Source organism: Variovorax davisae (assembly GCF_030316845.1).
GTDB lineage: Bacteria > Pseudomonadota > Gammaproteobacteria > Burkholderiales > Burkholderiaceae_C > Variovorax > Variovorax davisae.
The window spans coordinates 96,460-121,080 of the sequence record NZ_JASZYS010000009.1; the positions used below are offsets into that span (position 1 = coordinate 96,460).

At 68.1% G+C, this 24,621-nt stretch carries 25 protein-coding genes; 24 read left to right on the plus strand and 1 reads right to left on the minus strand.

From position 1 onward, the window contains the following. The 17 genes from QTI33_RS20900 to QTI33_RS20980 all read left to right on the plus strand — a co-directional run bounded on the left by QTI33_RS20900 (position 1) and on the right by QTI33_RS20980 (position 16,317). Positions 1-1,995 (plus strand): bifunctional 3-phosphoshikimate 1-carboxyvinyltransferase/cytidylate kinase, encoded by a 1,995-nt coding sequence (locus QTI33_RS20900; RefSeq protein ID WP_286508187.1) that lies wholly within the window; start codon positions 1-3, stop codon positions 1,993-1,995. Between the two features lie 162 nt (positions 1,996-2,157). After that, a complete protein-coding gene (rpsA, locus tag QTI33_RS20905) occupies positions 2,158-3,843 on the plus strand; it encodes a 30S ribosomal protein S1 (protein ID WP_286371265.1) in 1,686 nt (561 codons plus the stop codon). Between the two features lie 68 nt (positions 3,844-3,911). Beyond that, positions 3,912-4,229 (plus strand): integration host factor subunit beta, encoded by a 318-nt coding sequence (locus QTI33_RS20910; protein ID WP_286508188.1) that lies wholly within the window; start codon positions 3,912-3,914, stop codon positions 4,227-4,229. Between the two features lie 32 nt (positions 4,230-4,261). Further along, a complete protein-coding gene (locus QTI33_RS20915) occupies positions 4,262-4,579 on the plus strand; it encodes a LapA family protein (RefSeq protein WP_286508189.1) in 318 nt (105 codons plus the stop codon). Continuing rightward, positions 4,569-5,753 carry a lipopolysaccharide assembly protein LapB gene (gene lapB / locus QTI33_RS20920; RefSeq protein ID WP_286508190.1) on the plus strand — a complete coding sequence of 395 codons (1,185 nt, stop codon included), beginning with the start codon at positions 4,569-4,571 and terminating at the stop codon, positions 5,751-5,753. Before QTI33_RS20915 ends, lapB begins: the two co-directional genes overlap by 11 nt. A gap of 106 nt (positions 5,754-5,859) precedes the next feature. Next, positions 5,860-6,222: a ComEA family DNA-binding protein gene (locus QTI33_RS20925; protein ID WP_286508191.1), complete on the plus strand. Its 363-nt coding sequence runs from the start codon at positions 5,860-5,862 to the stop codon at positions 6,220-6,222. Between the two features lie 172 nt (positions 6,223-6,394). Continuing rightward, positions 6,395-7,363, plus strand: a complete 969-nt coding sequence (locus QTI33_RS20930) for a TRAP transporter substrate-binding protein (protein WP_286508192.1) — start codon at positions 6,395-6,397, stop codon at positions 7,361-7,363. 3 nt (positions 7,364-7,366) lie between these two features. Further along, positions 7,367-7,900 carry a TRAP transporter small permease gene (locus tag QTI33_RS20935; protein WP_286508193.1) on the plus strand — a complete coding sequence of 178 codons (534 nt, stop codon included), beginning with the start codon at positions 7,367-7,369 and terminating at the stop codon, positions 7,898-7,900. Between the two features lie 7 nt (positions 7,901-7,907). Next, positions 7,908-9,221: a TRAP transporter large permease gene (locus tag QTI33_RS20940; protein ID WP_286508194.1), complete on the plus strand. Its 1,314-nt coding sequence runs from the start codon at positions 7,908-7,910 to the stop codon at positions 9,219-9,221. Positions 9,222-9,245: 24 nt separating this feature from the next. After that, a complete protein-coding gene (crcB, locus tag QTI33_RS20945; protein ID WP_286508195.1) occupies positions 9,246-9,623 on the plus strand; it encodes a fluoride efflux transporter CrcB in 378 nt (125 codons plus the stop codon). 42 nt (positions 9,624-9,665) lie between these two features. After that, a complete protein-coding gene (locus QTI33_RS20950; RefSeq protein ID WP_286508196.1) occupies positions 9,666-12,605 on the plus strand; it encodes a monovalent cation/H+ antiporter subunit A in 2,940 nt (979 codons plus the stop codon). Further along, the gene (locus QTI33_RS20955; protein WP_286508197.1) at positions 12,605-12,958 is read left to right on the plus strand and encodes a Na+/H+ antiporter subunit C; all 354 of its coding nucleotides are present in this window, start codon (positions 12,605-12,607) and stop codon (positions 12,956-12,958) included. The genes QTI33_RS20950 and QTI33_RS20955 overlap by 1 nt, the downstream gene beginning before the upstream one ends. Further along, the gene (locus QTI33_RS20960) at positions 12,955-14,655 is read left to right on the plus strand and encodes a monovalent cation/H+ antiporter subunit D (RefSeq protein WP_286508198.1); all 1,701 of its coding nucleotides are present in this window, start codon (positions 12,955-12,957) and stop codon (positions 14,653-14,655) included. Before QTI33_RS20955 ends, QTI33_RS20960 begins: the two co-directional genes overlap by 4 nt. Beyond that, a complete protein-coding gene (locus QTI33_RS20965) occupies positions 14,655-15,146 on the plus strand; it encodes a Na+/H+ antiporter subunit E (protein WP_286508367.1) in 492 nt (163 codons plus the stop codon). The genes QTI33_RS20960 and QTI33_RS20965 overlap by 1 nt, the downstream gene beginning before the upstream one ends. Beyond that, on the plus strand, positions 15,143-15,421 hold the full coding sequence (locus QTI33_RS20970; RefSeq protein WP_286508199.1) for a K+/H+ antiporter subunit F: 279 nt from the start codon (positions 15,143-15,145) through the stop codon (positions 15,419-15,421). The genes QTI33_RS20965 and QTI33_RS20970 overlap by 4 nt, the downstream gene beginning before the upstream one ends. Next, positions 15,418-15,753: a monovalent cation/H(+) antiporter subunit G gene (gene mnhG, locus QTI33_RS20975; RefSeq protein WP_286508200.1), complete on the plus strand. Its 336-nt coding sequence runs from the start codon at positions 15,418-15,420 to the stop codon at positions 15,751-15,753. Before QTI33_RS20970 ends, mnhG begins: the two co-directional genes overlap by 4 nt. A gap of 12 nt (positions 15,754-15,765) precedes the next feature. Continuing rightward, positions 15,766-16,317 (plus strand): DedA family protein, encoded by a 552-nt coding sequence (locus QTI33_RS20980; protein ID WP_286508201.1) that lies wholly within the window; start codon positions 15,766-15,768, stop codon positions 16,315-16,317. A gap of 10 nt (positions 16,318-16,327) precedes the next feature. Here the strand turns inward: QTI33_RS20980 and QTI33_RS20985 are convergent, their stop codons facing one another. Further along, positions 16,328-17,668, minus strand: coding sequence for an MFS transporter (locus QTI33_RS20985; protein WP_286508202.1), 1,341 nt, complete (start codon positions 17,666-17,668; stop codon positions 16,328-16,330). 146 nt (positions 17,669-17,814) lie between these two features. Between QTI33_RS20985 and cyoA the strand changes: the two genes are divergently transcribed. The 7 genes from cyoA to QTI33_RS21020 are packed head-to-tail and all read left to right on the plus strand — an operon-like array spanning position 17,815 to position 24,501. After that, positions 17,815-18,876, plus strand: coding sequence for a ubiquinol oxidase subunit II (gene cyoA, locus QTI33_RS20990; RefSeq protein WP_286508203.1), 1,062 nt, complete (start codon positions 17,815-17,817; stop codon positions 18,874-18,876). 2 nt (positions 18,877-18,878) lie between these two features. Continuing rightward, on the plus strand, positions 18,879-20,882 hold the full coding sequence (cyoB, locus tag QTI33_RS20995) for a cytochrome o ubiquinol oxidase subunit I (protein WP_286508204.1): 2,004 nt from the start codon (positions 18,879-18,881) through the stop codon (positions 20,880-20,882). Next, entirely contained in the window at positions 20,875-21,516 is a 642-nt protein-coding gene (gene cyoC, locus QTI33_RS21000; RefSeq protein ID WP_286508205.1) for a cytochrome o ubiquinol oxidase subunit III, read from the plus strand. Before cyoB ends, cyoC begins: the two co-directional genes overlap by 8 nt. After that, on the plus strand, positions 21,513-21,914 hold the full coding sequence (gene cyoD / locus QTI33_RS21005; protein WP_286508206.1) for a cytochrome o ubiquinol oxidase subunit IV: 402 nt from the start codon (positions 21,513-21,515) through the stop codon (positions 21,912-21,914). Before cyoC ends, cyoD begins: the two co-directional genes overlap by 4 nt. Positions 21,915-21,937: 23 nt before the next feature. After that, complete coding sequence (locus QTI33_RS21010; RefSeq protein ID WP_286508207.1) at positions 21,938-22,687, plus strand: SURF1 family protein; 750 nt, start codon at positions 21,938-21,940, stop codon at positions 22,685-22,687. Beyond that, positions 22,671-23,975 carry an ATP-binding protein gene (locus QTI33_RS21015; protein WP_286508208.1) on the plus strand — a complete coding sequence of 435 codons (1,305 nt, stop codon included), beginning with the start codon at positions 22,671-22,673 and terminating at the stop codon, positions 23,973-23,975. Before QTI33_RS21010 ends, QTI33_RS21015 begins: the two co-directional genes overlap by 17 nt. Beyond that, positions 23,965-24,501: a response regulator transcription factor gene (locus tag QTI33_RS21020; protein ID WP_286508209.1), complete on the plus strand. Its 537-nt coding sequence runs from the start codon at positions 23,965-23,967 to the stop codon at positions 24,499-24,501. The genes QTI33_RS21015 and QTI33_RS21020 overlap by 11 nt, the downstream gene beginning before the upstream one ends. Positions 24,502-24,621 lie beyond the last annotated feature (120 nt).

Sequence of the window (24,621 nt, forward strand, 5' to 3'; positions counted from 1 at the left end):
ATGTTCACGACCCCCTTTCTCGACATCCCGCCCCTGGCGGCGGCCGCCGGCACCGTCCGCCTGCCGGGCTCCAAGAGCATTTCCAACCGCGTGCTGCTGCTGGCGGCACTGGCCAGCGGCACGACGACCGTGCGCGACCTGCTCGACTCGGACGACACCCGGGTCATGCTCGATGCCCTGGCCGCGCTCGGCTGCAAGGTCGAGCGCGCGGGCGACACCCTGCGCATCGAAGGCCTGGGCGGTCGCTTGAAGACACCCTCGGCGTCGCTGTTCCTCGGCAACGCCGGCACCGCAATGCGGCCGCTGACCGCCGCGCTGGCCCTGCTGGGCGGCGAGTTCGAACTGCGCGGCGTGCCGCGCATGCACGAGCGCCCGATCGGCGACCTGGTCGACGCCCTGACCCAGCTCGGCTGCCGCGTCGACTACCTCGGCAATCCGGGCTATCCGCCGCTGCAGATCCATCCGGTCGCGCTCGACGCCCTGCAGCTCGACACGCCGATCCGCGTGCGCGGCGACGTCTCCAGCCAGTTCCTGACTGCGCTCCTGTTGGCGCTGCCCCTTGCGGCCCGGCGCGACATCGTGATCGACGTCGTCGGCGAGCTGATCTCCAAGCCCTACATCGAGATCACGCTCAACCTGCTGGCGCGCTTCGGCATCACGGTGCAGCGCGAGGGCTGGCAGCGCTTCACCATCCCGGCCGGCAGCCAGTACCGCTCGCCGGGCGACATCCACGTCGAGGCCGATGCCTCGTCGGCCAGCTATTTCGTCGCGCTCGGCGCCATCGCCGAAGGAACGGGCATCCGGATCGAGGGCGTGGGCGCCGAATCGATCCAGGGCGACATCCGCTTCATCGACGCCGCGCGGCAGATGGGCGCAGTGGTCGACAGCGGGCCCAACTGGCTGGCGATCTCGCGCAGCGCGTGGCCGCTACGGGCGATCGACCTCGACGCCAACCACATCCCCGACGCCGCGATGACGCTGGCCGTGATGGCGCTCTACGCCGACGGCCCGAGCACCTTGCGCAACATCGCCAGCTGGCGGGTCAAGGAAACCGACCGCATCGACGCGATGGCCAACGAGCTGCGCAAGCTCGGCGCCACGGTCGAGGACGGCCCCGACTTCATCCGCGTCCACCCGCTGGCGGCCGGCGGCTGGCGCCCGGCCAGCATCGAGACCTACGACGACCACCGGGTGGCGATGTGCTTCTCGCTGGCGGCCTTCAATCCGGACCGCGTCGCGGTGCGCATCCTCGATCCGCACTGCGTCGCCAAGACCTTCCCGGACTACTTCGAGACCCTGTTCTCGGTCGCCCAGGCCCCCGAGGTGCCGGTGATCTGCATCGACGGCCCGACCGCCTCGGGCAAGGGCACGCTGACGGTCGAGGTGGCGCGGCGGCTGGGCTACCACTACCTGGATTCGGGCACGCTCTACCGGGTGACCGGGCTGGTGATGCGCCGCGCCGGGCTCGACGCCGAGCCCGCCCACGAGGCCCGCATCGCCGACCTCGCGCGGGCCCTGCCCCTGGTCTTCAGCGAGGGCAAGGTGCTGCTGGCGGGCGAGGATGTGAGCGAAGACTTGCGCACCGAGGCCGCCGGCATGGACGCCTCGCGCGTCTCGGCCCTGCCGGCGGTGCGGGCCGCCCTGCTGGCGCTGCAGCGCAGCTTCCGGCGCCTGCCGGGCCTGGTGGCCGACGGCCGCGACATGGGCACCGTGATCTTCCCCGACGCCGACCTCAAGGTGTACCTCACGGCGAGCGCCGCCCACCGCGCCGAGCGCCGTTATAAGCAGTTGATTTCAAAGGGAATTTCGACTACAATCGACAGTCTTCGCGCCGATCTGGAAGCGCGTGATCTCCGGGACTCGTCCCGCAGCGTCGCGCCACTCAAGCCGGCGCCTGATGCCCGCCTCCTGGACAACTCGCACCAGACGATCGAGCAATCGGTCGTGCAGGTGCTTGCCTGGTGGCAGGAAGTACAGCCGTTCGAGTCCGCTTGAACGGTGTTTTCGATCCAGCCGGGTCCCCGCCGCGCGACAGCGCATCGGCCTTGCTGGTTGTTCAACCCTAACCGGGCCCGAAGCCCACACAACCGCCGCCGCCAGACCCAAGCCAGCCGCAATGGTGCAGCTGCAAACCCTGCGTGACGGAAGGAAAAACACATGTCTGAATCTTTTGCCGACCTATTCGAAGAATCCCTGAAGCGTTCGGAGATGCGCACCGGTGAGGTCATCACCGCCGAAGTCGTGCGTGTCGAACACAACCACGTCGTCGTCAACGCAGGCCTCAAGTCCGAAGCCTACGTGCCGATCGAAGAGTTCAAGAACGACAAGGGCGAGCTCGAAGTCCAGGCCGGCGATTTCGTTTCCGTGGCCATCGGCAGCGTCGAAAACGGCTACGGCGACACCATCCTCTCGCGCGACACCGCCAAGCGTCTGGCTTCGTGGCTCGCGCTGGAGAAGGCCCTCGAATCCGGCGACTTCGTCACCGGCACCACGAGCGGCAAGGTCAAGGGCGGCCTCACGGTGCTGGTCAACGGCATCCGCGCCTTCCTGCCGGGTTCGCTGATCGACACCCGTCCGATCAAGGACCTGACCCCGTACGAGAACAAGACCCTCGAATTCAAGGTCATCAAGCTCGACCGCAAGCGCAACAACGTGGTGCTGTCGCGCCGTGCCGTGGTCGAAGCCAGCATGGGCGAAGAACGCGCCAAGCTGATGGAAACCCTGAAGGAAGGCGCAGTCGTGCGCGGCGTCGTCAAGAACATCACCGAATACGGTGCGTTCGTCGACCTCGGCGGCATCGACGGTCTGCTGCACATCACCGACATGGCATGGCGCCGCGTCCGCCATCCGAGCGAAGTGGTCCAGGCCGGCCAGGAAATCACCGCCAAGATCCTCAAGTTCGACACCGAGAAGAACCGTGTCTCGCTGGGTCTGAAGCAGATGGGCGACGACCCGTGGATGGGCGTTTCGCGCCGCTACCCGCAATCGACCCGCCTGTTCGGCAAGGTCACGAACATCGCCGACTACGGCGCGTTCGTCGAACTCGAACCCGGCATCGAAGGCCTGGTGCACGTCTCCGAAATGGACTGGACCAACAAGAACATCGCGCCGAACAAGATCGTCTCGCTCGGCGACGAAGTCGAAGTCATGGTCCTCGAGATCGACGAAGACAAGCGCCGCATCAGCCTCGGCATGAAGCAGTGTAAGGCCAACCCGTGGCAGGAGTTCGCGCAGAACACCAAGCGCGGCGACCGCGTCAAGGGCCCGATCAAGTCGATCACCGACTTCGGCGTGTTCGTGGGCCTGGCTGCCGGCATCGACGGTCTGGTGCACCTGTCCGACCTCTCGTGGAACGAAACCGGCGAGACCGCCGTTCGCAACTACAAGAAGGGCCAGGAAGTCGAAGCGATCGTGCTGGCTGTCGATGTCGACCGCGAGCGCATCTCGCTGGGCATCAAGCAGCTCGACAGCGATCCGTTCACCACGTTCACGACCGTGAACGACAAGGGCCAGATCGTGACCGGCAAAGTCAAGACCGTGGACGCCCGCGGCGCTGAAATCGACCTCGGCGAAGACATCATCGGCTACCTGCGCGCCAGCGAAATCTCCCGCGATCGCGTGGAAGATGCACGCAACGTGCTCAAGGAAGGCGACGAAGTCACGGCCGTGGTGGTCAATGTGGATCGCAAGACCCGCAACATCCAGCTGTCGATCAAGCAGAAGGACATGGTCGACGAGCAAGGCGCCATGGCCAGCCTGAGCCAGCAGTCGGCACGCGAGAACGCGGGCACGACCAGCCTGGGCGCCCTGCTGCGCGCCAAGCTGGACAACTCGGACAAGTAATCCGGGTCCCGGGGACAGGGTTGGCGCCGGGCGCCACCCTGTCTTTTTTTTCGCCTACATTTCTTGCCATGACCCGCTCCGATCTCGTCGAAGAACTCGCCGCCCGCTTTGCGCAACTGACGCACCGCGACGCCGAATACGCCGTCAAGACCATCCTCGACGCCATGGGCGACGCGCTGGTGCGCGGCCATCGCATCGAGATCCGCGGCTTCGGCAGCTTCACGGTCAACCGGCGCCCGCCGCGCATCGGACGCAATCCGCGGTCCGGCGAAAGCGTGCAGATCCCCGAGAAGCGCGTGCCCCACTTCAAGCCGGGCAAGGCCCTGCGCGAGGCGGTCGACGCCCAGACCGCGATCCTCGACGCCGAGAAGAACAAGGCCCGCTGAGGCATAGAATTCCCCGGCCATCGGGGACCCGCATGAAATACCTCCTGTGGCTGCTCAAGGCAGCCATTTTTTTTACCCTCTTCGCCTTCGCGCTGAACAACCAGCACGACGCCACCGTCTACTTCTTCTTCGGCACCTCGTGGCGCGCGCCGCTGGTGCTGGTGGTGCTGGCGGCCTTTGCGGGCGGCCTGGTGGTCGGCGCGCTCGGCATGCTGCCGGGCTGGTGGAAACACCGCAGCGCCGCCGCCCAGCGGCCCGCCGCCCCGGTCGCCCCGGCGACGGCCTCCCCCGCAGCGCCGCCTGCGCCTGCCACCACCGACCTGCCCGCCGTTCGCCAACATGGACTTTGATTTCAGCTGGCTGCTGCTCGGCCTGCCCATTGCCTTCGTGCTCGGCTGGCTCGCATCGCGCTTCGACCTGCGGCAGCTCAGGATCGAGAACCGCCAGGCGCCCAAGGCCTATTTCCGCGGCCTGAACTTCCTGCTCAACGAGCAGCAGGACCAGGCCATCGACGCCTTCATCGAGGCGGTTCAGAACGACCCCGACACGCAGGAGCTGCATTTCGCGCTCGGCAACCTGTTCCGTCGCCGCGGCGAGTACCAGCGCGCGGTCCGCGTGCACGAGCACCTGCTGGGCAGGGGGGACCTGAGCCGCGCCGATCGCGACCGCGCGCAGCACGCCCTGGCGCAGGATTTCCTGCGCGCCGGCCTGCTCGACCGCGCCGAGGCCGCGCTGCAGAAGCTCGAGGGCACGCGCTACGAGAACGAGGCCCGGCTCTCGCTGCTGGCGATCTACGAACGCTCGCGCGAATGGGCCCAGGCCGAGGACGTGGCGCAGAAGCTCGACGAGTCCGACCAGGCCAGCTACAGCACCCGCCGGGCCCACCATCTGTGCGAGCAGGCGGCCGAACGCGTGGCCGCCGGCGACCTCGGCGCCGCGGCCCGGCTGCTGCAGCAGGCGGTCGCGCTGGCGCCCGAGGCGCCGCGCCCGGCCATCGACAGCGCCACCCTGCAACTGCGCAAGGGCGATGCGGCGGCCGCCTTCGACACGCTGGCGGCCCTGAGCGAGACCGCGCCGCTGGCCCTGCCCCTGTACGCGGCGGCGATGCAGCAGGCCGCGGTGGCTTCGCAGCGCTCCGGCGAGGCGCTGGCGCTGCTGCAGCGCCGCTACGTGGCGTCGCCATCGATCGATGTGCTCGAGGCGATCATCGCGCTGGGGGGCACGCCGGCCCTGCCCGACGACGCGCCCTCGGACGCAGCGATCGCGGCGCAGCCGCGCGACGGCTACATCGCCCACCTGGCGCACCACCCCTCGCTGGTGGCGGCCTCGCGCTGGCTGGCCAGCGAGCGCTTCGAGCATGAGCAGTTCCACCCGCAGGTGCAGCGCTCGCTCGACCAGGCCACCCGGCCGCTGATGCGCTACCGCTGCGCGGCCTGCGGTTTCGAGGCCCACCAGTACTTCTGGCACTGTCCGGGCTGCCAGGCCTGGGACAGCTACCCCCCGCGGCGCGTCGAGGAACTCTGACCTCCCCGCCGCGGCCCATCGCCGCTATCATCTTGCGCGCCGGGCGCACTCGGCGCGCGGCGGGGTGCTTCGGCACCTCCCACACCATGTCAGGGAGAGAAAAAAGATGATGAAGAAGATACTGGCCATCGCGGCCATGCTGTTTGCTGTCGCCTCCTGGGCCGCAGTCGATGCCAACAAGGCCACCGAGGCGGAGTTGCTCGGCGTCAAGGGCGTGGGCCCGGCGATGTCCAAGCGCATCGTGGATGCCCGCAAGGACGCGCCGTTCAAGGACTGGGCGGACTTCATGAGCCGCGTGAAAGGCGTGAAGGACAAGGCGGCGGCCAAGCTGTCGGCCGACGGGCTGACGATCAACGGCCAGGGCTTCGGCGCGCCGGCGCCTGCCGTCGCGGCGGCGAAGGCCGATCCCAAGGCGACGGGCAAGGCGGCAGCGGCGCCGGCGCCGGTCAAGGCCGCCGCCAAGCCCTGAACCCGTCCGGCCACGCCGGAACACGACACGAGGCCGCCTGCGGGCGGCTTTTTCGTGCGCCAGTCAGATTCCCATCAGCACGGTCGTGGCAGGGAAAGGCCCGAGCGGTGGCCCGATATTTGCACGTATGCTGCCGATCGCCTTTTCTACTTCCGCACGTTCTGGAGAGCCCATGCATCACAAGTTCGGCATTGCCCTCGCTGGCCTGACCCTCGGCGCCGCCGCCTTCGCGCAGACCAAGTGGGACCTGCCCACCGCCTACCCCGCCACCAACTACCACACCGAAAACATCACGCAGTTCTCGAAGGATGTGGATGCGGCGACCGGCGGCAAGCTCAAGGTCACGGTGCACGCCAACGCGTCCTTGTTCAAGGCGCCCGAGATCAAGCGCGCGGTGCAGAGCGGCCAGGCCCAGGCCGGCGAGATCCTGCTGGCCAACTTCGCCAACGAGAACCCGATCTACGCGCTCGACGGCGTGCCCTTCCTGGCGACCACCTACCCCGAGGCGAAGAAGCTGTACGAGGCCTCCAAGCCGGCCATGGAGAAGCTGCTCGCGGCCCAGGGCATCAAGGTGCTGTTCATGGTGCCGTGGGCGCCGCAGGGCATCTACTCGAAGAAGGAGATCGGCTCGGTGGCCGACCTGCGCGGCATCAAGTGGCGCGCCTACAGCCCGGCCACCGCCAAGATCGCCGAACTGATCGGCGCCCAGCCGGTGCAGATCCAGCAGGCCGAGCTCAGCGCCGCGATGGCCACCGGCGTGATCGAGAGCTACATGAGCTCGGGCTCGACCGGCTACGACACCAAGACCTACGAGAACCTCAAGAACTTCTACGACACCCAGGCCTGGATCCCGAAGAACGCCGTGCTGGTGAACCTGAAGGCCTTCGAGGCGCTCGACCCGGCGACCAAGGCCGCGGTGACCAAGGCGGCGGCCGACGCCGAGGCGCGTGGCTGGAAGGTCGCGCAGGAGAAGAACGACGAGTACAAGCGCCTGCTGGCCGAACGCGGCATGAAGATCCACAAGCCCTCGCCGAAGCTCGATGCCGACATGCGGCAGGTGGGCGGCATCATGCAGGCCGACTGGCTCAAGGCCGCCGGCCCCGATGGCGCTTCCATCGTCGACGCCTACAAAAAGAAGTAGCCGATGCGCCGCTGGCTGGACCGCCTGTACGACGGTGCAGGCGCGCTGGGCGCGTTCTGCGTGTTCCTGATCTTCGTGCTGATGATCGTGGCCGGCGTCGGCCGGCAGTTGAACTGGCACGTGAGCGGGCTCAACGACGTGGTCGCCTGGCTTTGCGCCGCCGCGGCCTTCTTCGCCATGGCCCACGCCTTTCGCCACGGCGACTTCGTGCGCGTCACGCTGCTGCTCGAAGCCGTGCCGCCGAAGGTCCGGCGCGCGCTCGACGTCGGCTGCCTGCTGATCGCCGCGGTCGCGGTCGCCTACCTCACCTGGTCGGCGACCAGCTTCACCTGGGAGAGCTACGAGTTCGCCGAGATGGCGACCGGCCTGGTCGTGATCCCGATCTGGATTCCGCAATCGACCTTCGTGCTGGGCTGCTGGCTGCTGCTGATCGCCATGATCGACGAGCTGGTCGGCGTGGTGCGCGGCGAGAAGCCGAGCTACCAGCGCGCCGTCGAGGAGCGGCACGCCGCCGGCGACTTTTCTTCCGACGTCTGAGGCGCTCATGCTCGAAACTCTTCTGATGGGCGCGCTGCTGCTCGCCATCATGCTGGTGCTGCTGGCCGGCGGCGTCTGGATCGCGATGACGCTGGCGATCGTCGGCTGGGTCGGCCAGGCCTTCTTCACCAACACGCTGCCGGCGAAGAACCTGTTCTCGTCGTTCTGGGAATCGAACGCCTCCTGGGAGCTGGCGGCGCTGCCGCTGTTCATCTGGATGGGCGAGATCCTGTTTCGCACCAAGCTCAGCGAGGAGATGTTCGAGGGCCTGCGGCCCTGGCTCAACCGCGTGCCCGGCCGGTTGATGCACACCACCATCCTCGGCTGCGGCGTGTTCGGCTCGGTCTCGGGCTCGTCGGCCGCGACCTGTGCCACCATCGCCAAGGTGGCGCTGCCGGAACTGGTGCGCCGCGGCTACAACGAGAAGCTGGCCATCGGCTCGCTGGCCACCGCGGGCACGCTGGGCATCCTGATCCCGCCGTCGATCACGATGGTGGTCTACGCGGTGGCGGCCGACGCCTCGATCATCCGGATCTTCCTGGCCGGCTTCCTGCCGGGGCTGCTGCTGATGGTGCTGTTCTCTGGCTATATCGGCTGGTGGAGCCTGCGCCACCCCGAGCAGGTGCCGCCGGCCGACCCCCCGACCTCCTTCATGGAGAAGATCCGGCTGTCGGGCAACCTGATCCCGTGCGCGCTCTTGATCGTCTTCATCGTCTGGGTGCTGATCGCAGGCTGGGCCACCGCCACCGAATGCGCGGCCTTCGGCGTGCTGGGCTCGCTGGCCATCGCCGCCTGGGGCCGGAGCCTCAGCTGGAAGAACTTCAAGGACGGGATCATGGGCGCCACCCGCACCAGCTGCATGATCATGTTCATCCTGGCCGGCGCCGCCTTCCTGACCAAGACCATGGCCTTCACGGGCATCCCGCGCGAGCTGGCCGAGTGGGTCGACTCGATGCATCTGTCGCCCTATGCGCTGATCGGCGCGCTGGTGCTGGTGTACCTGGTGCTCGGCACCGCGCTCGACGGCATCTCGATGATCGTGCTGACCAGCGCGGTGGTGCTGCCGATGATCCAGAAGGCCGGCTTCGACCTGGTCTGGTTCGGCATCTTCATCGTGCTGCTGGTGGAGATCGCCGAGGTGACGCCGCCGGTGGGCTTCAACCTCTTCGTGCTGCAGAACATGACCGGCAAGGACAGCAACGTGATCGCCAAGGCGGCGATTCCTTTCTTCTTCTGCCTGGTGCTGTGCATCGTGCTGATCACCGTGTTCCCGAGCATCGTGACGATCCTGCCCGACGTGGTGATGGGCGTCGAGAAGTAGCCGGGCCGCGAATATCATCGCCCGATGCTGTTGAACGTCGTCGTCATCTGCGTCTCCGCCTGCATCGGCGCCTTGATGCGCTGGGGCTTCCAGTTGTGGCTCAACCCGGGCGGCCTGCTGCCCTGGGGCACGCTGGCCGTGAACCTGATCGGCGGCTACATCGTCGGCGTGGCGATCGCGGGCTTCACCGCGCTGCCCGACATCGACCCGGCCTGGCGCCTGGTCGTGGTCACCGGCTTCCTGGGCTCGCTCACCACGTTCTCCAGCTTCTCCGCCGAGGTCGTCGGCATGCTGATCGGCGGCCGTCCGGGCCTGGCGCTGGGCACGGTGGCGCTGCACCTCGGCGGCTCGCTGTTCCTCACCTGGCTGGGCTTTCGAACAGTCCAGCATTTCATGGCCTGATCGGGGGATCAGCCGCGGGGCCGGTCGATAGAATCGCCCGCAATGCCCCTTGTCTTCCTCGTTGCCCTTCCCTTCGTCGCCAGCGTGCTCGCCGCGCTGCTGCCTTCGGATGCGCGCAACCGGGAATCGACGCTGGCCGGGCTGGTCGCGCTGGGCTGCGCGATCCAGGCCGCCTGGCTCTTTCCGAGCCTTGCCAACGGCAACGTGATCCGCCAGCGGATCGAATGGCTGCCCGTGCTCGGGCTCGACCTCAGCTTCCGCATGGACGGCTTCGCCTGGCTGTTCTGCATGCTGGTGCTGGGCATCGGCGCGCTGGTGGTGCTCTATGCGCGCTACTACATGTCGGCCTCCGACCCGGTGCCGCGCTTCTTCTCGTTCTTCCTCGCCTTCATGGGCGCGATGATGGGCGTGGTGCTGTCGGGCAACCTGATCCAGATGGTGATGTTCTGGGAGCTCACCAGCCTGTTCTCGTTCCTGCTGATCGGCTACTGGCACCACCGCCGCGATGCGCGGCGCGGCGCCAGCATGGCGCTCACCGTCACCGCCGCCGGCGGGCTCTGCCTGCTGGCCGGGGTGCTGATCCTCGGGCGCATCGTCGGCAGCTACGACCTCGACATGGTGCTGGTCTCGGGCGACCTGATCCGCGCCAGCCCCCTCTATCCCGCCGTGCTGGTGCTGGTGCTGCTGGGCGCCTTCACCAAGAGCGCGCAGTTCCCGTTCCACTTCTGGCTGCCGCGCGCGATGGCGGCACCGACGCCGGTCTCGGCCTACCTGCATTCGGCCACCATGGTGAAGCTCGGCGTGTTCCTGATGGCGCGGCTGTGGCCGGTGCTGTCGGGCACCGAGCCCTGGTTCTGGCTGGTCGGCGGCGCCGGCGCCATCACGCTGCTGCTGGGCGGGTACATCGCCATGTTCCAGCGCGACCTGAAGGCGCTGCTGGCCTATTCGACCATCTCGCACCTCGGGCTGATCACGCTGCTGCTCGGGCTCAACAGCCCGCTGGCGGCGGTCGCGGCGGTGTTCCACATCATGAACCACGCGACCTTCAAGGCCTCGCTGTTCATGGCCGCCGGCATCATCGACCACGAGAGCGGCACCCGCGACATCAGCAAGCTCAGCGGCCTCATGAAGCTGATGCCGATCACCGGCACGCTGGCGATCATCGCCAGCGCCTCGATGGCCGGCGTTCCGCTGCTCAACGGCTTCCTGTCGAAGGAGATGTTCTTCGCCGAGACGGTCTTCATCCAGTCGAACGCCTGGGTCGACCGCGGCCTGCCGGTGATCGCCACGATCGCCGGCGTCTTCAGCGTCGCCTACTCGGCGCGTTTCGTGTTCGACGTCTTCTTCGGCCCGCCCTGCGGTGCGGCCGTTCCGAAGACGCCGCACGAGCCGCCGCACTGGATGCGGGTGCCGGTCGAACTGCTGGTGCTGATCTGCCTGGTGGTCGGCATTGCGCCGGCCTGGTCGGTGGGCGCCTTCCTGGCCGCCGCGGCGGCGCCGGTGGTCGGCGGCGAGCTGCCGGCCTACAGCCTGGCGCTGTGGCACGGCTTCAACCTGCCACTCATGATGAGCTTCATCGCGCTGGCGGGCGGCGCCCTGCTCTACCTGCTGCAGCGCCGCGGCCGCGAACGCGGCGTGCTCTCGACCACGCCGCTGCTGCACCGCTTCGACGGCCAGCGGATCTTCGAGAACGTGATGGCGCGGCTGAGCGAAGCCGGCCGCCGCAGCCGCCGGCTGCTCGGCACCCGCCGGCTGCAGATGCAGCTGCTGCTGCTGGTCGCCGTGGCGCTGGGCGGCGCCGGCGCGGCGCTGTGGGTCACGCCGGTCGCGCGCGGCTCGCGCGAGCCGCTCGCCTTCTCCCCGATGTTCGCGATGACCTGGCTGATCGGCGCCACCTGCGCCGTGAGCGCGGCCTGGCAGGCCAAGTTCCACCGCCTTGCCTCGCTGATGCTGGCCTCGGGCGCGGGGCTGGTGTGCTGCATCACCTACATCTGGTTCTCGGCGCCCGACCTGGCGCTGACGCAGTTGGTGGTCGAGGCCGTCACCACGGTGCTGATCCTGCTCGGGCTGCGCTGGCTGCCGATGCGCAGCGCCAAGTCGGACCCGGTCGGCGCACCGCTGCGCCACTGGGCCCGGCGCGGACGCGACCTCGCCATCGCGATCGCCGCCGGCGCCGGCATGTCGGCCATCGCCTGGAGCGTCATGACGCGGCCGTTCCCGCTCAGCATCTCGCCTTTCTTCCTCGACAACGCGCTGTTCCAGGGCGGCGGCAGCAACGTGGTCAACGTGATGCTGGTCGACTTCCGCGGCTTCGACACCTTCGGCGAGATCACGGTGCTCGGCGTGGTCGCGCTGACGGTGTATGCGCTGCTGCGCCGCTTCCGGCCGGCGATCGAGTCGATGGCGCTGCCGATCCAGCAGCGGCTCCAGCCCGCCGACGGCAGCAGCGACCTGCTCAATCCGCGCCGGGCCACCGACACGGCCGTCGGCTACCTGATGGTGCCGGCGGTGCTGGTGCGGCTGCTGCTGCCGCTGTCGGTGCTGGTCTCCGTCTATTTCTTCATGCGCGGCCACAACCAGCCAGGCGGCGGCTTCGTCGCCGGGCTGGTGATGTCGGTGGCGCTGCTGCTGCAGTTCATCGTCTCGGGCACCGAATGGGTCGAGGAGCACCTGCGGATCTATCCGCGCCGCTGGATCGCGGTCGGCCTGCTGCTGGCGCTGGCCACCGGCGGCGGCGCGGTGGTGCTCGGCTACCCGTTCCTCACCACCCATACCGCGCACCTGCACCTGCCGGTGCTCGGCGAAGTGCACGTGCCGAGCGCGCTGTTCTTCGACATGGGCGTGTTCTCCCTGGTGCTCGGCGCGACCATGCTGATCCTCACCGCGCTGGCCCACCAGTCGGTGCGCAGCCATCGCTGGTCCGACGAGCAGGACGAGCGGGAGGCCGCGCGCGCCGCGGCCGAAGCCGGAGCGCCCGCCTGATGGAAGTCGTGCTCGCCATCGCCATCGGCATCCTCACCGGCTCGGGGGTGTACCTGCTGCTGCGTCCGCGCACCTTCCAGGTGATCATGGGCCTCACCCTGATCTCCTACGCGGTCAACCTGTTCATCTTCAGCATGGGGCGGCTCAAGGTCGACAGCGAGCCGGTGCTCGAACCGGGCGTGGTGGCGACGCTCGCCAACACCGCCGATCCGATGCCGCAGGCGCTGGTGCTGACCGCGATCGTGATCGGGTTCGCGATGACGGCGCTGTTCCTGGTCGTGCTGCTGGCCTCGCGCGGGCTCACCGGCACCGACCATGTGGACGGCAGGGAACGCACGGAGCCGCAGGAATGAACGAGCTCTTCGCCTTCCTCGACCGGCTGCTCGAATTCAGCATGCCGCACCTGATCGCGGTGCCGATCCTGGTGCCGATGCTGACCGCCGCCCTGATGCTGCTGCTCGGCGAGGAACATCGCCGCAGCAAGTCGGCGCTCAGCGTGGTCTCGGGCCTGATCGGCCTGCTGACTGCACTGGCCCTGCTGCGCTGGGTCAATGCGCCGGACACCGGCGGCGGCCCCGGCTCGATCGGCGTCTACCTGCCGGGCAACTGGCGCGCGCCCTTCGGCATCGTGCTGGTGGCCGACCGGCTGTCGACCATGATGGTCGCGCTGACCGGCGTGGTCGCCTTTGCCGCCTCGATCTACTCGACCTCGCGCTGGGACCGTGCGGGCGTGCATTTCCATCCGCTGCTGCAGCTGCAGCTGATGGGGCTCAATGGCGCCTTCCTCACCGGCGACCTGTTCAACCTGTTCGTCTTCTTCGAGGTGATGCTGGCCGCGTCGTACGGGCTGCTGCTGCACGGCTCGGGGCGGCTGCGCGTGCAGGCCGGGCTGCACTACGTGGCCATCAACCTGGCGGCCTCGTCGCTGTTCCTGGTCGGCGCCGCGCTGCTCTACGGCGTGACCGGCACGCTCAACATGGCCGACCTGGGCGTGCGCATCGCGCAGCTGGCTCCCGCCGACCGCGGGCTGGTGCACGCGGCCGCGGCCATCCTGGCGACGGCCTTCTTCGCCAAGGCCGGCGCCTGGCCGCTCAACTTCTGGCTGGTGCCGGCCTACAGCGCCGCGGTGGCCCCGGTGGGCGCCGTGTTCTCGCTGCTGACCAAGCTGGGCATCTACACCATCCTGCGGCTCTGGACCGTGCTGTTCGCGCCCGACACCGGCGCCTCGGCGCAGGTCGGCCAGGGCATCCTCATCACGATCGGACTGTCGACGCTGTTCGTCGGCGCCTTCGGTATCGTCGGCACCCAGCGGCTGTCGAACCTGGCCGGCTTCAGCGTGCTGGTTTCGGCCGGCACGCTGCTGGCGGCGATCGGCTTCGGCCAGCCGGCGATGTGGGCCGGCGCGCTCTACTACCTGCTGACCTCGACCCTGGCGGTGGCCGCCTTCTTCATGCTGATCGACATGATCGAGCGCTGGCGCAACGAGGGCCGCAGCATCGCGCCGCACGAGGCGGCGGGCGATGCACCCTTTCTGTCCAGGGACCTGCGCCGGGTCGACGACGTCAACCTCGACGATGATGCGCAGGCGCTCTACGGCCGCGCCATTCCGGCCGGCGTCGCCTTCCTCGGCCTCAGTTTCGTCTGCTGCACGCTGCTGCTGGCCGGCATGCCGCCGCTGTCGGGCTTCGTCGGCAAGTTCGCGATGCTGTCGGGCCTGCTCGGCGCCGAGCGTGTCACGCCGGCGGGCTGGGTCTTCCTCGGGCTGCTGATGTTCTCGGGCTTTTTCTCGCTGCTCGCGCTCGGCCGCACCGGCATCCGGCATTTCTGGACCCAGGCCCATGCCACCTTGCCGGCCCTGCCCGCGCTCGAAGTGCTGCCGGTGGCGGCGCTGCTCGCCGCCTGCCTGGCGTTGACGATCGAAGCCGGCCCGGTGATGCACCACGCGGCCGCGACCGCCGAGGGCCTGTTCTCGCCCACCGCCTACCGCCGGGCGGTGCTCGGTGCGGCGCAGGTGCCCAATCCGCCCGCCAAACCGGGAGCGGCGAAATGATGGCCCGCTGGCTGCCGGCGCCTTCGCTGTCGATCGCGCTGTTCGTCGTCTGGCTGCTGCTGAACCAGTCGCTCGATGCCGCCACCCTGCTGCTGGCGGCGATCCTCGCGATCGCGGTGCCGTTGCTGACCCAGTCGCTCAGGCCCGCCCGCGCGCACATGCGCCGGCCGGCGGTGGCGCTGCGGCTTTCGGGCGTGGTGGCCCATGACCTGGTCGAATCGGCGCTGACCGTCGCCCGCCTGCTGCTGACCCGCCGCAGCGCGCAGATGTCGCCCTGCTTCGTGCGGGTGCCGCTCGAGTTGCGCGACCCGAACGCGCTGGCGGTGCTGGCGATGATCATCTGCCTGACGCCCGGCACCGCCTGGGCCGAGATCGCGCTCGACCGCTCGACCCTGCTGATCCACGTGTTCGACCTCGACGACGTGCCGGCCTTCATCGCCCTGGTCAAGACCCGCTACGAAGTCCCGCTGATGGAGATCTTCGAATCATGACGCCCGTGCTCTTCTGGGCGCTCAAGCTCGCGCTGCTGCTGCTGGCGGTGGCGATGCTGTGCGCGCTTTTCCGCCTGCTGGTCGGGCCGACCGCGCAGGACCGGGTGATGGCGCTCGACTGCCTCTACATCAACGGCATGCTCATGATGCTGGTGCTGGGCATCGTCTACGCCAGCAACGTCTACTTCGAGGCGGCGATGCTGATCGCGCTGTTCGGCTTCGTCGGCTCGACCGCGATCGCCAAGTTCCTGCTGCGCGGGGAGGTGATCGAATGAACGAAGCGCTGCCGCTGTGGGCCGAGGTGCTGACCGCCGTCTTCGCGGTGGTCGGTGCCGCGTTCGCCGCCATCGGCTCCTTCGGGCTGGTGCGCATCCCGACCTTCTTCCGCCGCATCCACGCGCCGACCCTGGGCGCGACGCTCGGCGTCTGGTGCATGACGCTGGCCACCATCATCTACTTCTCGGTGCAGGGGCGAAGCCTGTTCCTGCACGCGGTGCTGATCGCCCTCTTCGTCGCCCTCACGGCGCCGGTCACCACCATCTTCCTGATGCGCGCGGCGCTGTTCCGCGAGCGGCAGAAGAAAAGCGACGTTCCGCCGCCGGCCTGAGGCCCGCTGCCGATGCTGTCCGAACTGCTCCAGCAATACGGCTATGTCGTGGTCTTCGTGGCCGGCCTGTTCGAGGGCGAGACGATCCTGATGCTGGGCGCCTTCGCGGTGCACCAGGGCTACCTCGCGCTCGGGCCGCTGATCGCCTGCGGTGCGGCGGCGGCATTCATCACCGACCAGTTCTACTTCCACCTGGGCCGCCGCAAGGGCGCCGCGCTGCTGGCGAGCCGGCCCAAGCTGCGGGCCCACATCGAGCGGGTCAACGGCTTCGTCGACCGGCATCCGGTGGCGACCATCTTCCTGATGCGCTTCGCCTGGGGCCTGCGCATCGCGCTGCCGGCCACGCTGGGCATGGGCCCGATGCGGGCCCCGCTGTTCGCCGCGCTGGACGCCGTGGCCGCGCTGCTCTGGGCGACCGTGGTCAGCCTGTTCGGCCTCCAGCTCACGGGCTGGCTGCACGCGGCGGTCGGCCACCTGAAGCCGCACGAGCACCAGCTGATCCTCGGCGCGCTCGCGATCACGCTCGCCGTGGCGCTGTGGCGCCAATGGCACGCCCGGCGCTAGAAGCGCGGCGCTAATCCCGGATTTCGAGCGCCTTGTTGAGCCGCAGCGCGGCCAGGGTGCACAGCGCGCCCGACAGCAGGTAGACGCTGACATAGCCGAGGCCGAAGTTGGCCGACAGGCCGAGCGCCACCAGCGGCGCGAAGGCGGCGCCGATCAGCCAGGCCAGGTCGGCCGTGAGCGCGGCGCCGGTGTAGCGGTACTTGGACTCGAAATTGGCCGTCACCGCGCCGGCCGCCTGGCCATAGGACAGGCCCAGGATCACGAAGCCGACCAGGATGAAGACGTCCTGCCCGAGCTTGCCGCCGTCCAGCAGCGTCGGGGCAAAGCCGCTGAAGACCGCGATCGCCACCGCCAGGCTGCCCAGGGTGCTGCGGCGGCCGACCCGGTCGGCGATCACGCCGGAGATCACGATGCCGATGGCGCCGAGCACCGCGCCGATCATCTGGATGACCAGGAACTCGCTCACCGACTGGGTGGAATAGAGGGTGATCCACGACAGCGGGAACACCGTGATCAGGTGGAACAGCGCATAGCTGGCCAGGGCGGCGAAGGCGCCGATGACCAGGTTGGAGCCCTGCGAGCGGGTGATTTCGACCACGCTGGCCGGCTCCAGCTCGCGCTCTTCGAGCAGGCGGTCGTATTCGTTGGTGGCCACCAGCCGCAGGCGGGCGAACAGCGCCACGACATTGATCGCAAACGCGACGTAAAAGGTGTAACGCCATCCCCAGTCGAGGAAGTCCTCGGTCGACAGGCTGGAGTACAGGAACGCGAACAGGGCGCTGGCGATGAAAAAGCCCACCGGCGCACCCAGCTGGCCCAGCATGGCGTACCAGCCGCGGCGGTTCGGCGGCGCGTTGAGCGCCAGCAGCGAAGGCAGGCCGTCCCAGGAGCCGCCGAGCGCGAGGCCCTGGCCGACCCGCAGGATCGACAGCACCACGATCGAGGCGAAGCCCATGCTCGCGTAGCCCGGCAGGAAGGCGATGCCGGCGGTCGAGATGCCGAGCAGGAACAGCGCGGCAGTGAGCTTGGCCTCGCGGCCGAAGCGGCGCTGGATCGCCATCGAGGCCACGGTGCCGAAGGGCCGGGCGATGAAGGCGAAGGAGAAGATCACGAAGGCGTAGAGCGTGCCCTCGAGGCGGTTTTCCATCGGGAAGAAGACCGCCGGGAACACCAGCACCGAGGCGATGCCGTAGACGAAGAAGTCGAAATACTCGGAGGCGCGGCCGATGATCACGCCGACCGCGATCTCGCCCGGGGCGATCGGCGAATGGTCCGAGGCGGCGTCGGGGCTGTCGTGCTGGGTGTCGTGCAGCGGCGAGGAGCCGCCGGGACTGATGCTGGACGTCGTCATTTCTGCTTTTGGGTCGTGTTCAACTGGATTCCCCGAGGGTCTCACCGAATCGAGATTGCCGCCATAGGACAAAACGTCCAATATCCCGCAGTCGCCAAACGAAGTAGATTGTGGTCCCTTTGCGCACCAAACGCTCATCCTCCGGCATGCCTCCCCTCAAGAACTTCCGCGGACTGCTCCTGCTCCCGCTCGCCCTGTTGGCGGGCTGCGACATGGTGCTGTTCAATGCGTCCGGCGACATCGCGCGCCAGCAAGGCCAGCTGATCGTGGTCTCCACGGTCCTGATGCTGCTGATCATCGTGCCGGTGATCGGTCTCACCATCTATTTCGCCTGGCGCTACCGGCAGACGAACAAGGAGGCGAACTATTCGCCCGACTGGGACCATTCCACCGAGCTCGAGCTGGCGATCTGGGGCGCGCCGCTGCTGATCATCATCGCCCTGGGCGCGATCACCTGGATCAGCACCCACACCCTCGACCCCTACCGGCCGCTGCGCCGCATCGAGCCCGGGCGCCCGGTGCCGTCCGAGGTCAAGCCGCTGACCGTCGAGGTGGTGGCCCTGGACTGGAAGTGGCTGTTCATCTACCCCGAGCAGGGCATCGCCACGGTGAACGAGCTGGCGGCGCCGATCGACCGCCCGATCGTTTTCAAGATCACCGCCTCCTCGGTGATGAACTCCTTCTTCATCCCGGCGCTGGCCGGCCAGATCTACGCCATGCCGGGCATGGAGACCAAGCTCAACGCGGTCATCAACAAGCCCGGTGACTTCGAAGGCTTCTCGGCCAACTACAGCGGCGCCGGCTTCTCCGGCATGCGCTTCCGCTTCCATGGCGTGAGCGAGCCCGACTTCCAGGCCTGGGTCCAGAAGTCGAAGACCGCCGGCGGCGCGCTGACCCGCGCGGCCTACCTCGAACTCGAACGCCCCAGCGAACGCGAGCCGGTGCGCCGCTTCGCCAGCGTCGAGCCCGACCTCTACCATGCGATCGTCAACCGCTGCGTCGACCGCAACAAGATGTGCATGGAGCAGATGATGGCCATCGACGCCGATGGCGGCCTCGGCAAGGTCGGCGCCTACAACGTCTCGCCGCGCCCCTGGCAGCCCGAGGCCGGCATCCCGCCCCGCACCTACGTGACGGCCATGTGCAGCGTCAACGACCCCGCCGGACTTTCGCTTCCGCTTTCCACCGCCCGCATCCGAGAAGAATAAAGATGCTCGACCATCTCGACCTGACGAAGCTCGTCTTCGGCCGCCTCTCCTGGGAGGCCATCCCCTTCCACGAACCGATCCTGCTGTTCACCTTCATCGCCGTCGTCCTCGGCGGCGTGGCGGTGCTCGGCGCGATCACCTACTTCCGTGTCTGGGGCACGTTGTGGCGCGACTGGATCACCAGCATCGACCACAAGAAGATCGGCATCATGTACATCATCCTCGGCCTGGTGATGCTGCTGCGCGGCTTCTCCGACGCCATCATGATGCGGGCCCAGCAGGCCTTCGCCTTCGGCGACAACGCCGGCTTCCTGCCGCCGCACCACTACGACCAGATCTTCACCGCCCACGGCGTGATCATGATCTTCTTCGTCGCGATGCCGCTGGTCACGGGCCTGATGAACTTCGTCGTGCCGCTGCAGATCGGCGCCCGCGACGTCGCCTTCCCGTTCCTGAACAACTTCAGCTTCTGGATGACCACCTTCGGCGCCGGCCTGGTGATGGCCTCGCTGTTCGTGGGCGAGTTCGCGCGCACCGGCTGGCTGGCCTACCCGCCGCTGTCGGGGCTGGAGTTCAGTCCCGACGTCGGGGTCGACTACTACATATGGTCCTTGCAGATCGCGGGGGTGGGCACCTTGCTGTCGGGCATCAACCTGATCGCGACCATCGTCAAGATGCGCGCCCCGGGCATGTCGCTGATGAAGATGCCGGTGTTCACCTGGACCGCGCTCTGCACCAACATCCTGATCGTCGCCGCCTTCCCGGTGCTGACCGCCGTGCTGGCCCTGCTGTCGCTCGACCGCTACGTCGGCACCAACTTCTTCACGAACGACTTCGGCGGCAACGCGATGATGTACGTGAACCTGATCTGGATCTGGGGCCACCCCGAGGTCTACATCCTGATCCTGCCGGCCTTCGGCGTGTTCTCCGAAGTCGTCGCCACCTTCTGCGGCAAGCGCCTGTTCGGCTATGCGTCGATGGTCTACGCCACGCTGGTGATCACGATCCTGTCGTACCTCGTGTGGCTGCACCACTTCTTCACGATGGGCTCGGGGGCCAGCGTCAATTCGTTCTTCGGCATCACGACGATGATCATCTCGATCCCGACCGGGGCGAAGATCTTCAACTGGCTGTTCACGATGTACAAGGGCCGCATCCGCTTCGAGCTGCCCATGATGTGGACGATCGCCTTCATGATCACCTTCGTGATCGGCGGCATGACCGGCGTGCTGCTGGCGGTTCCGCCGGCCGACTTCGTGCTGCACAACAGCCTGTTCCTGATCGCCCACTTCCACAACGTGATCATCGGCGGCGTGCTGTTCGGCCTGCTGGCCGGCATCACCTACTGGTATCCGAAGGCCTTCGGCTACAAGCTCGACGAGTTCTGGGGCAAGTGCTCGTTCTGGTTCTGGGTCATCGGCTTCTACTTCGCCTTCATGCCGCTGTACGTGCTGGGCCTGATGGGCGTGACCCGCCGCCTGAGCCACTTCGAGGACCCGTCCTACCAGATCTGGTTCCAGATCGCGGCCTTCGGCGCCGTGCTGATCGCGCTGGGCATCGCCTGCTTCCTGATCCAGCTGGTGGTGAGCTACGTGCGCCGCGATTCGCTGCGCGACCTGACCGGCGACCCGTGGGACGGCCGCACCCTCGAGTGGTCGACCTCCTCGCCGCCGCCGGCCTACAACTTCGCCTTCACGCCCCGCGTGTACGACAACGACGCCTGGACCTACATGAAGAAGCACGGCTACGTGCGGCCGCTCGAAGGCTTCATCCCGATCCACATGCCGAAGAACACCGGCGCCGGCTTCATCATCGCGGCCCTGGCCGCGGCCTGCGGCTTCACCTTGATCTGGCAGATGTGGCTGCTGGCCGGCGTGTCCTTCGTCGCCATGCTGCTCGCCGTGATCATCCATACCTTCAACTACAAGCGCGACTACCACATCCCCACCGAGGAAGTCGTCCGCACCGAAGGCGCCCGTACCCGCCTGCTCGCCGGCCATGTCTGATACCAACGTCCTCCCCTCCCACGGCGCCGTGAGCGCCGGCCAGCACCCGCTGTTCCACCTGCCGGGCGAGCATCACCCGGAGAACGGCACCCTGCTCGGGTTCTGGCTCTACCTGATGAGCGACTGCCTGGTGTTCGCGTGCCTGTTCGCGGTCTACGCCGTGCTGGGCCGCAGCTTCGCGGCCGGCCCCTCGGGCGCCGACCTGTTCGACCTCCGGCTGGTGGCGCTCAACACCGCCTTCCTGCTGTTCTCGTCGATCACCTACGGCTTCGCGATGATCGAGATGCAGCGCAAGCGCATGGGCGCCACGATGGCCTGGCTGGCCATCACGGCCCTGTTCGGCGCTGCCTTCATCAGCGTCGAGCTGTACGAGTTCGCGCACCTGATCCACGAAGGCGCCGTGCCGCAGCGCAGCGCCTTCCTGTCGTCGTTCTTCGCACTGGTCGGCACCCACGGCCTGCACGTGACCTTCGGCCTGGTCTGGCTGGTGGTGCTGATGGTGCAGTTGACCAAGCGCGGCTTCATCCCCGAGAACCGCCGCCGGCTGATGTGCCTGTCGATGTTCTGGCACTTTCTGGACGTGGTCTGGATCGGCGTCTTCACCTTCGTGTACCTGATGGGAGTGTTGCCATGAGCGCGCACAACGAACACGCCGCCCACGGCGGCCATGGCGATCACCACGACGACCATGACGACGGCGCCCCGCACGCCACCGTCAAGGGCTACCTGACCGGCTTCATCCTGTCGGTGATCCTGACCGCGATCCCGTTCTGGATCGTGATGGGCAACGTGTTCGAGAAGAGCAGCACGACCGCCTTCGTGATCCTGGCCTTCGCGGCGGTGCAGATCGTCGTCCACATGATCTACTTCCTGCACATGAACGCCAAGTCCGAGCATGGCTGGACCATGCTGGCCCTGATCTTCACGGTGGTGGTGGTCGTGATCACGCTGAGCGGCTCGCTGTGGGTGATGTATCACATGAACCACAACATGATGCCGGGCCTGATGAACGAGACGCACAAGATGCCTTGACCGGCCCCAGGCACGGCGCTTCGGTGAGGAGACTTCTTCCGCGGCTGGCGCTGGCCTTGTGCGCGCTTTCGGCCTTCGCCGGCTTCTTCGCGCTCGGCACCTGGCAGCTCGAGCGCCGGGCCTGGAAGCTGGACCTGATCGAGCGCGTCGACCAGCGGGTCCACGCACCCGCCATCGACGCGCCCGGACCCGGCCAATGGCCGCGCGTCAACCGGGCCGACGACGAATACCGGCACGTGCGTGCCAGCGGCCGCTGGCTCCATGACCGCGAGACCCTGGTCCAGGCCACCACCGAACTGGGCAGTGGCTACTGGGTACTGACCCCCCTGCGCCTGGCGGACGGCCGCTCGCTGCTGGTCAACCGCGGCTTCGTGTCGCCGGCCCAGCAGAAGGAGCGTGCGGCGCGGCGCGAAGGCGAAGCGGTTGAAGCGGTCACCGTCACCGGCCTGCTGCGCCTGACCGAGCCGCGCGGCGCCCTGCTGCGCGACAACGACCCGGGCGCCGATCGCTGGTATTCGCGCGACGTCCAGGCGATCGCGCTGGCGCGCGGCTTGGGCGAGGTGGCGCCCTACTTCGTCGATGCGGATGCCGATGCGACCGCGCCGGGCGGCCCGGTCGGCGGCCTGACCGTGATCGCCTTTGCCAACAACCACCTGGTCTATGCCCTGACCTGGTACGCGCTGGCCCTGATGGTCGCCGGCGCCACCTGGATCGTGATCCGGCAGGAACGGCGGCGCGCCGACGAAGGAAACCCCGATGGCACGCACGACTGACTACGGCGACGCCACCGGCCTCGAGAACATGCAGCAGCTGATCCAGCTGCGCTGGATGGCGGTGGTCGGCCAGGTCGCCACCATCGCGGTGGTGCACTACGGCTTCGGCATCCGCCTGCCGCTCGACCAGATGCTGGCGGTGCTGGCCTTCCTGGCCGCCTTCAATGCCGCCAGCCAGCTGCGCTGGCGCATCCACCGCGACGTCAGCAACGGCGAGCTCTTCGTCGCCCTGCTGGTGGACGTCGCCATGCTGACCGCGCAGCTCTACCTGAGCGGCGGCGCCGCCAACCCCTTCGTCTTCCTGTACCTGCTGCAGGTGATCCTGGGCGCGGTGCTGCTGGAGGCCTGGTCGACCTGGACCATCGTCGGCATCACCAGCGCCTGCTTCGCCGGGCTGGCGGTCTTCAGCGGTCCGCTGCAGCTGCCGATCGAGCACGGGCGCGGCCTGCTGAGCCCGTACATCCTGGGCATGCTGATCTGCTTCGGCCTCAACGCGGCGCTGCTGGTGGTGTTCATCAACCGCATCAGCCGCAACCTGCGCGCCCGCGACGCCCGGCTGGCGGCGCTGCGCGAACGCGCCGCCGAGGAAGAGCACATCGTGCGCATGGGCCTGCTGGCCTCGGGCGCGGCGCACGACCTGGGCACGCCGCTGGCCACGCTGTCGGTGATCCTCGGCGACTGGCGGCACCTGCCGCATTTCACGTCCGACCCCGAGCTGCTGGCCGAGATCGACGAGATGCAGGCCCAGGTGCAGCGCTGCAAGGCCACCCTGAGCGGCATCCTGCTGTCGGCCGGCGAGGCGCGCGGCGAGTCGTCGCTCGAAACCACGGTCAGCACCTTCCTCGACGACACGGCCGAGGAGTGGCGCTCGACCCGGCCGGTGCTGGCCTTCGAGTACGAGAACCGCTTCGGCCACGACCTGCCGATGGTCTCCGATTCGGCCCTGAAGCAGACCCTCTGCAACGTGCTCGACAATGCACTGCAGGCGTCGCCCGACTGGGTGCGCCTGGAAGCGACCCACGAGGGCGACACCCTGCGGCTCACGGTCACCGATGCCGGGCCCGGTTTCGCGCCCGGCATGCTGGCCGATTTCGGCAAGCCCTACTTGTCGACCAAGGGCCGGCCGGAAGGCGGGCTCGGGCTGTTCCTGGTGGTCAACGTGGCGCGCACGCTGGGCGGCAAGGTCAGCGCCCGCAACCGCCCCGAAGGGGGCGCCGAGGTGACGCTGACCCTGCCGCTGGCATCGATCATTCTCGAAGAGGAAGAAGACGAAGGAAATGGAAGCTGAACGCCTGCTGCTGATCGTCGAGGACGACGCGGCCTTCGCCCGCACGCTGGGGCGTTCGTTCGAGCGGCGCGGCTACACCGTGCTGCTGGCGGCCAACGTCGACGAGGTCGCTGCCCTGCTCCAGGCCCATTCGCCGCGCTACGCGGTGGTCGATCTCAAGCTCAGCGGCGAAGCCTCGGGGCTGGCCTGCGTCCAGCGCCTGAACCGGCACGACCCGGCGATGCTGATCGTGGTCCTGACCGGCTTCGCGAGCATCGCGACCGCGGTCGAGGCGATCAAGCTGGGCGCCTGCCACTACCTGGCCAAGCCTTCCAACACCGACGACATCGAGGCCGCTTTCGGGCGCGCGGAGGGCGACACCGACATCGAGCTGACCAACCGCTCGACCTCGATCAAGACGCTCGAATGGGAGCGCATCCACGAGACCCTGGCCGAAACCGGCTTCAATATTTCCGAGACCGCCCGCCGGCTGGGCATGCATCGGCGGACGCTGGCCCGCAAGCTGGTCAAGCAGCGCGTCAAGTAAGACGGCCGCGGTCGCCGGGACTTGTACCGGGCTTCTGTGGATAACGCTGTGCGAAGGGCGTGGAGGCGAATGCGCGGGGCCAGTCTCCATGCGGGTTCCCGCCGCATTGCCTGCCAAACA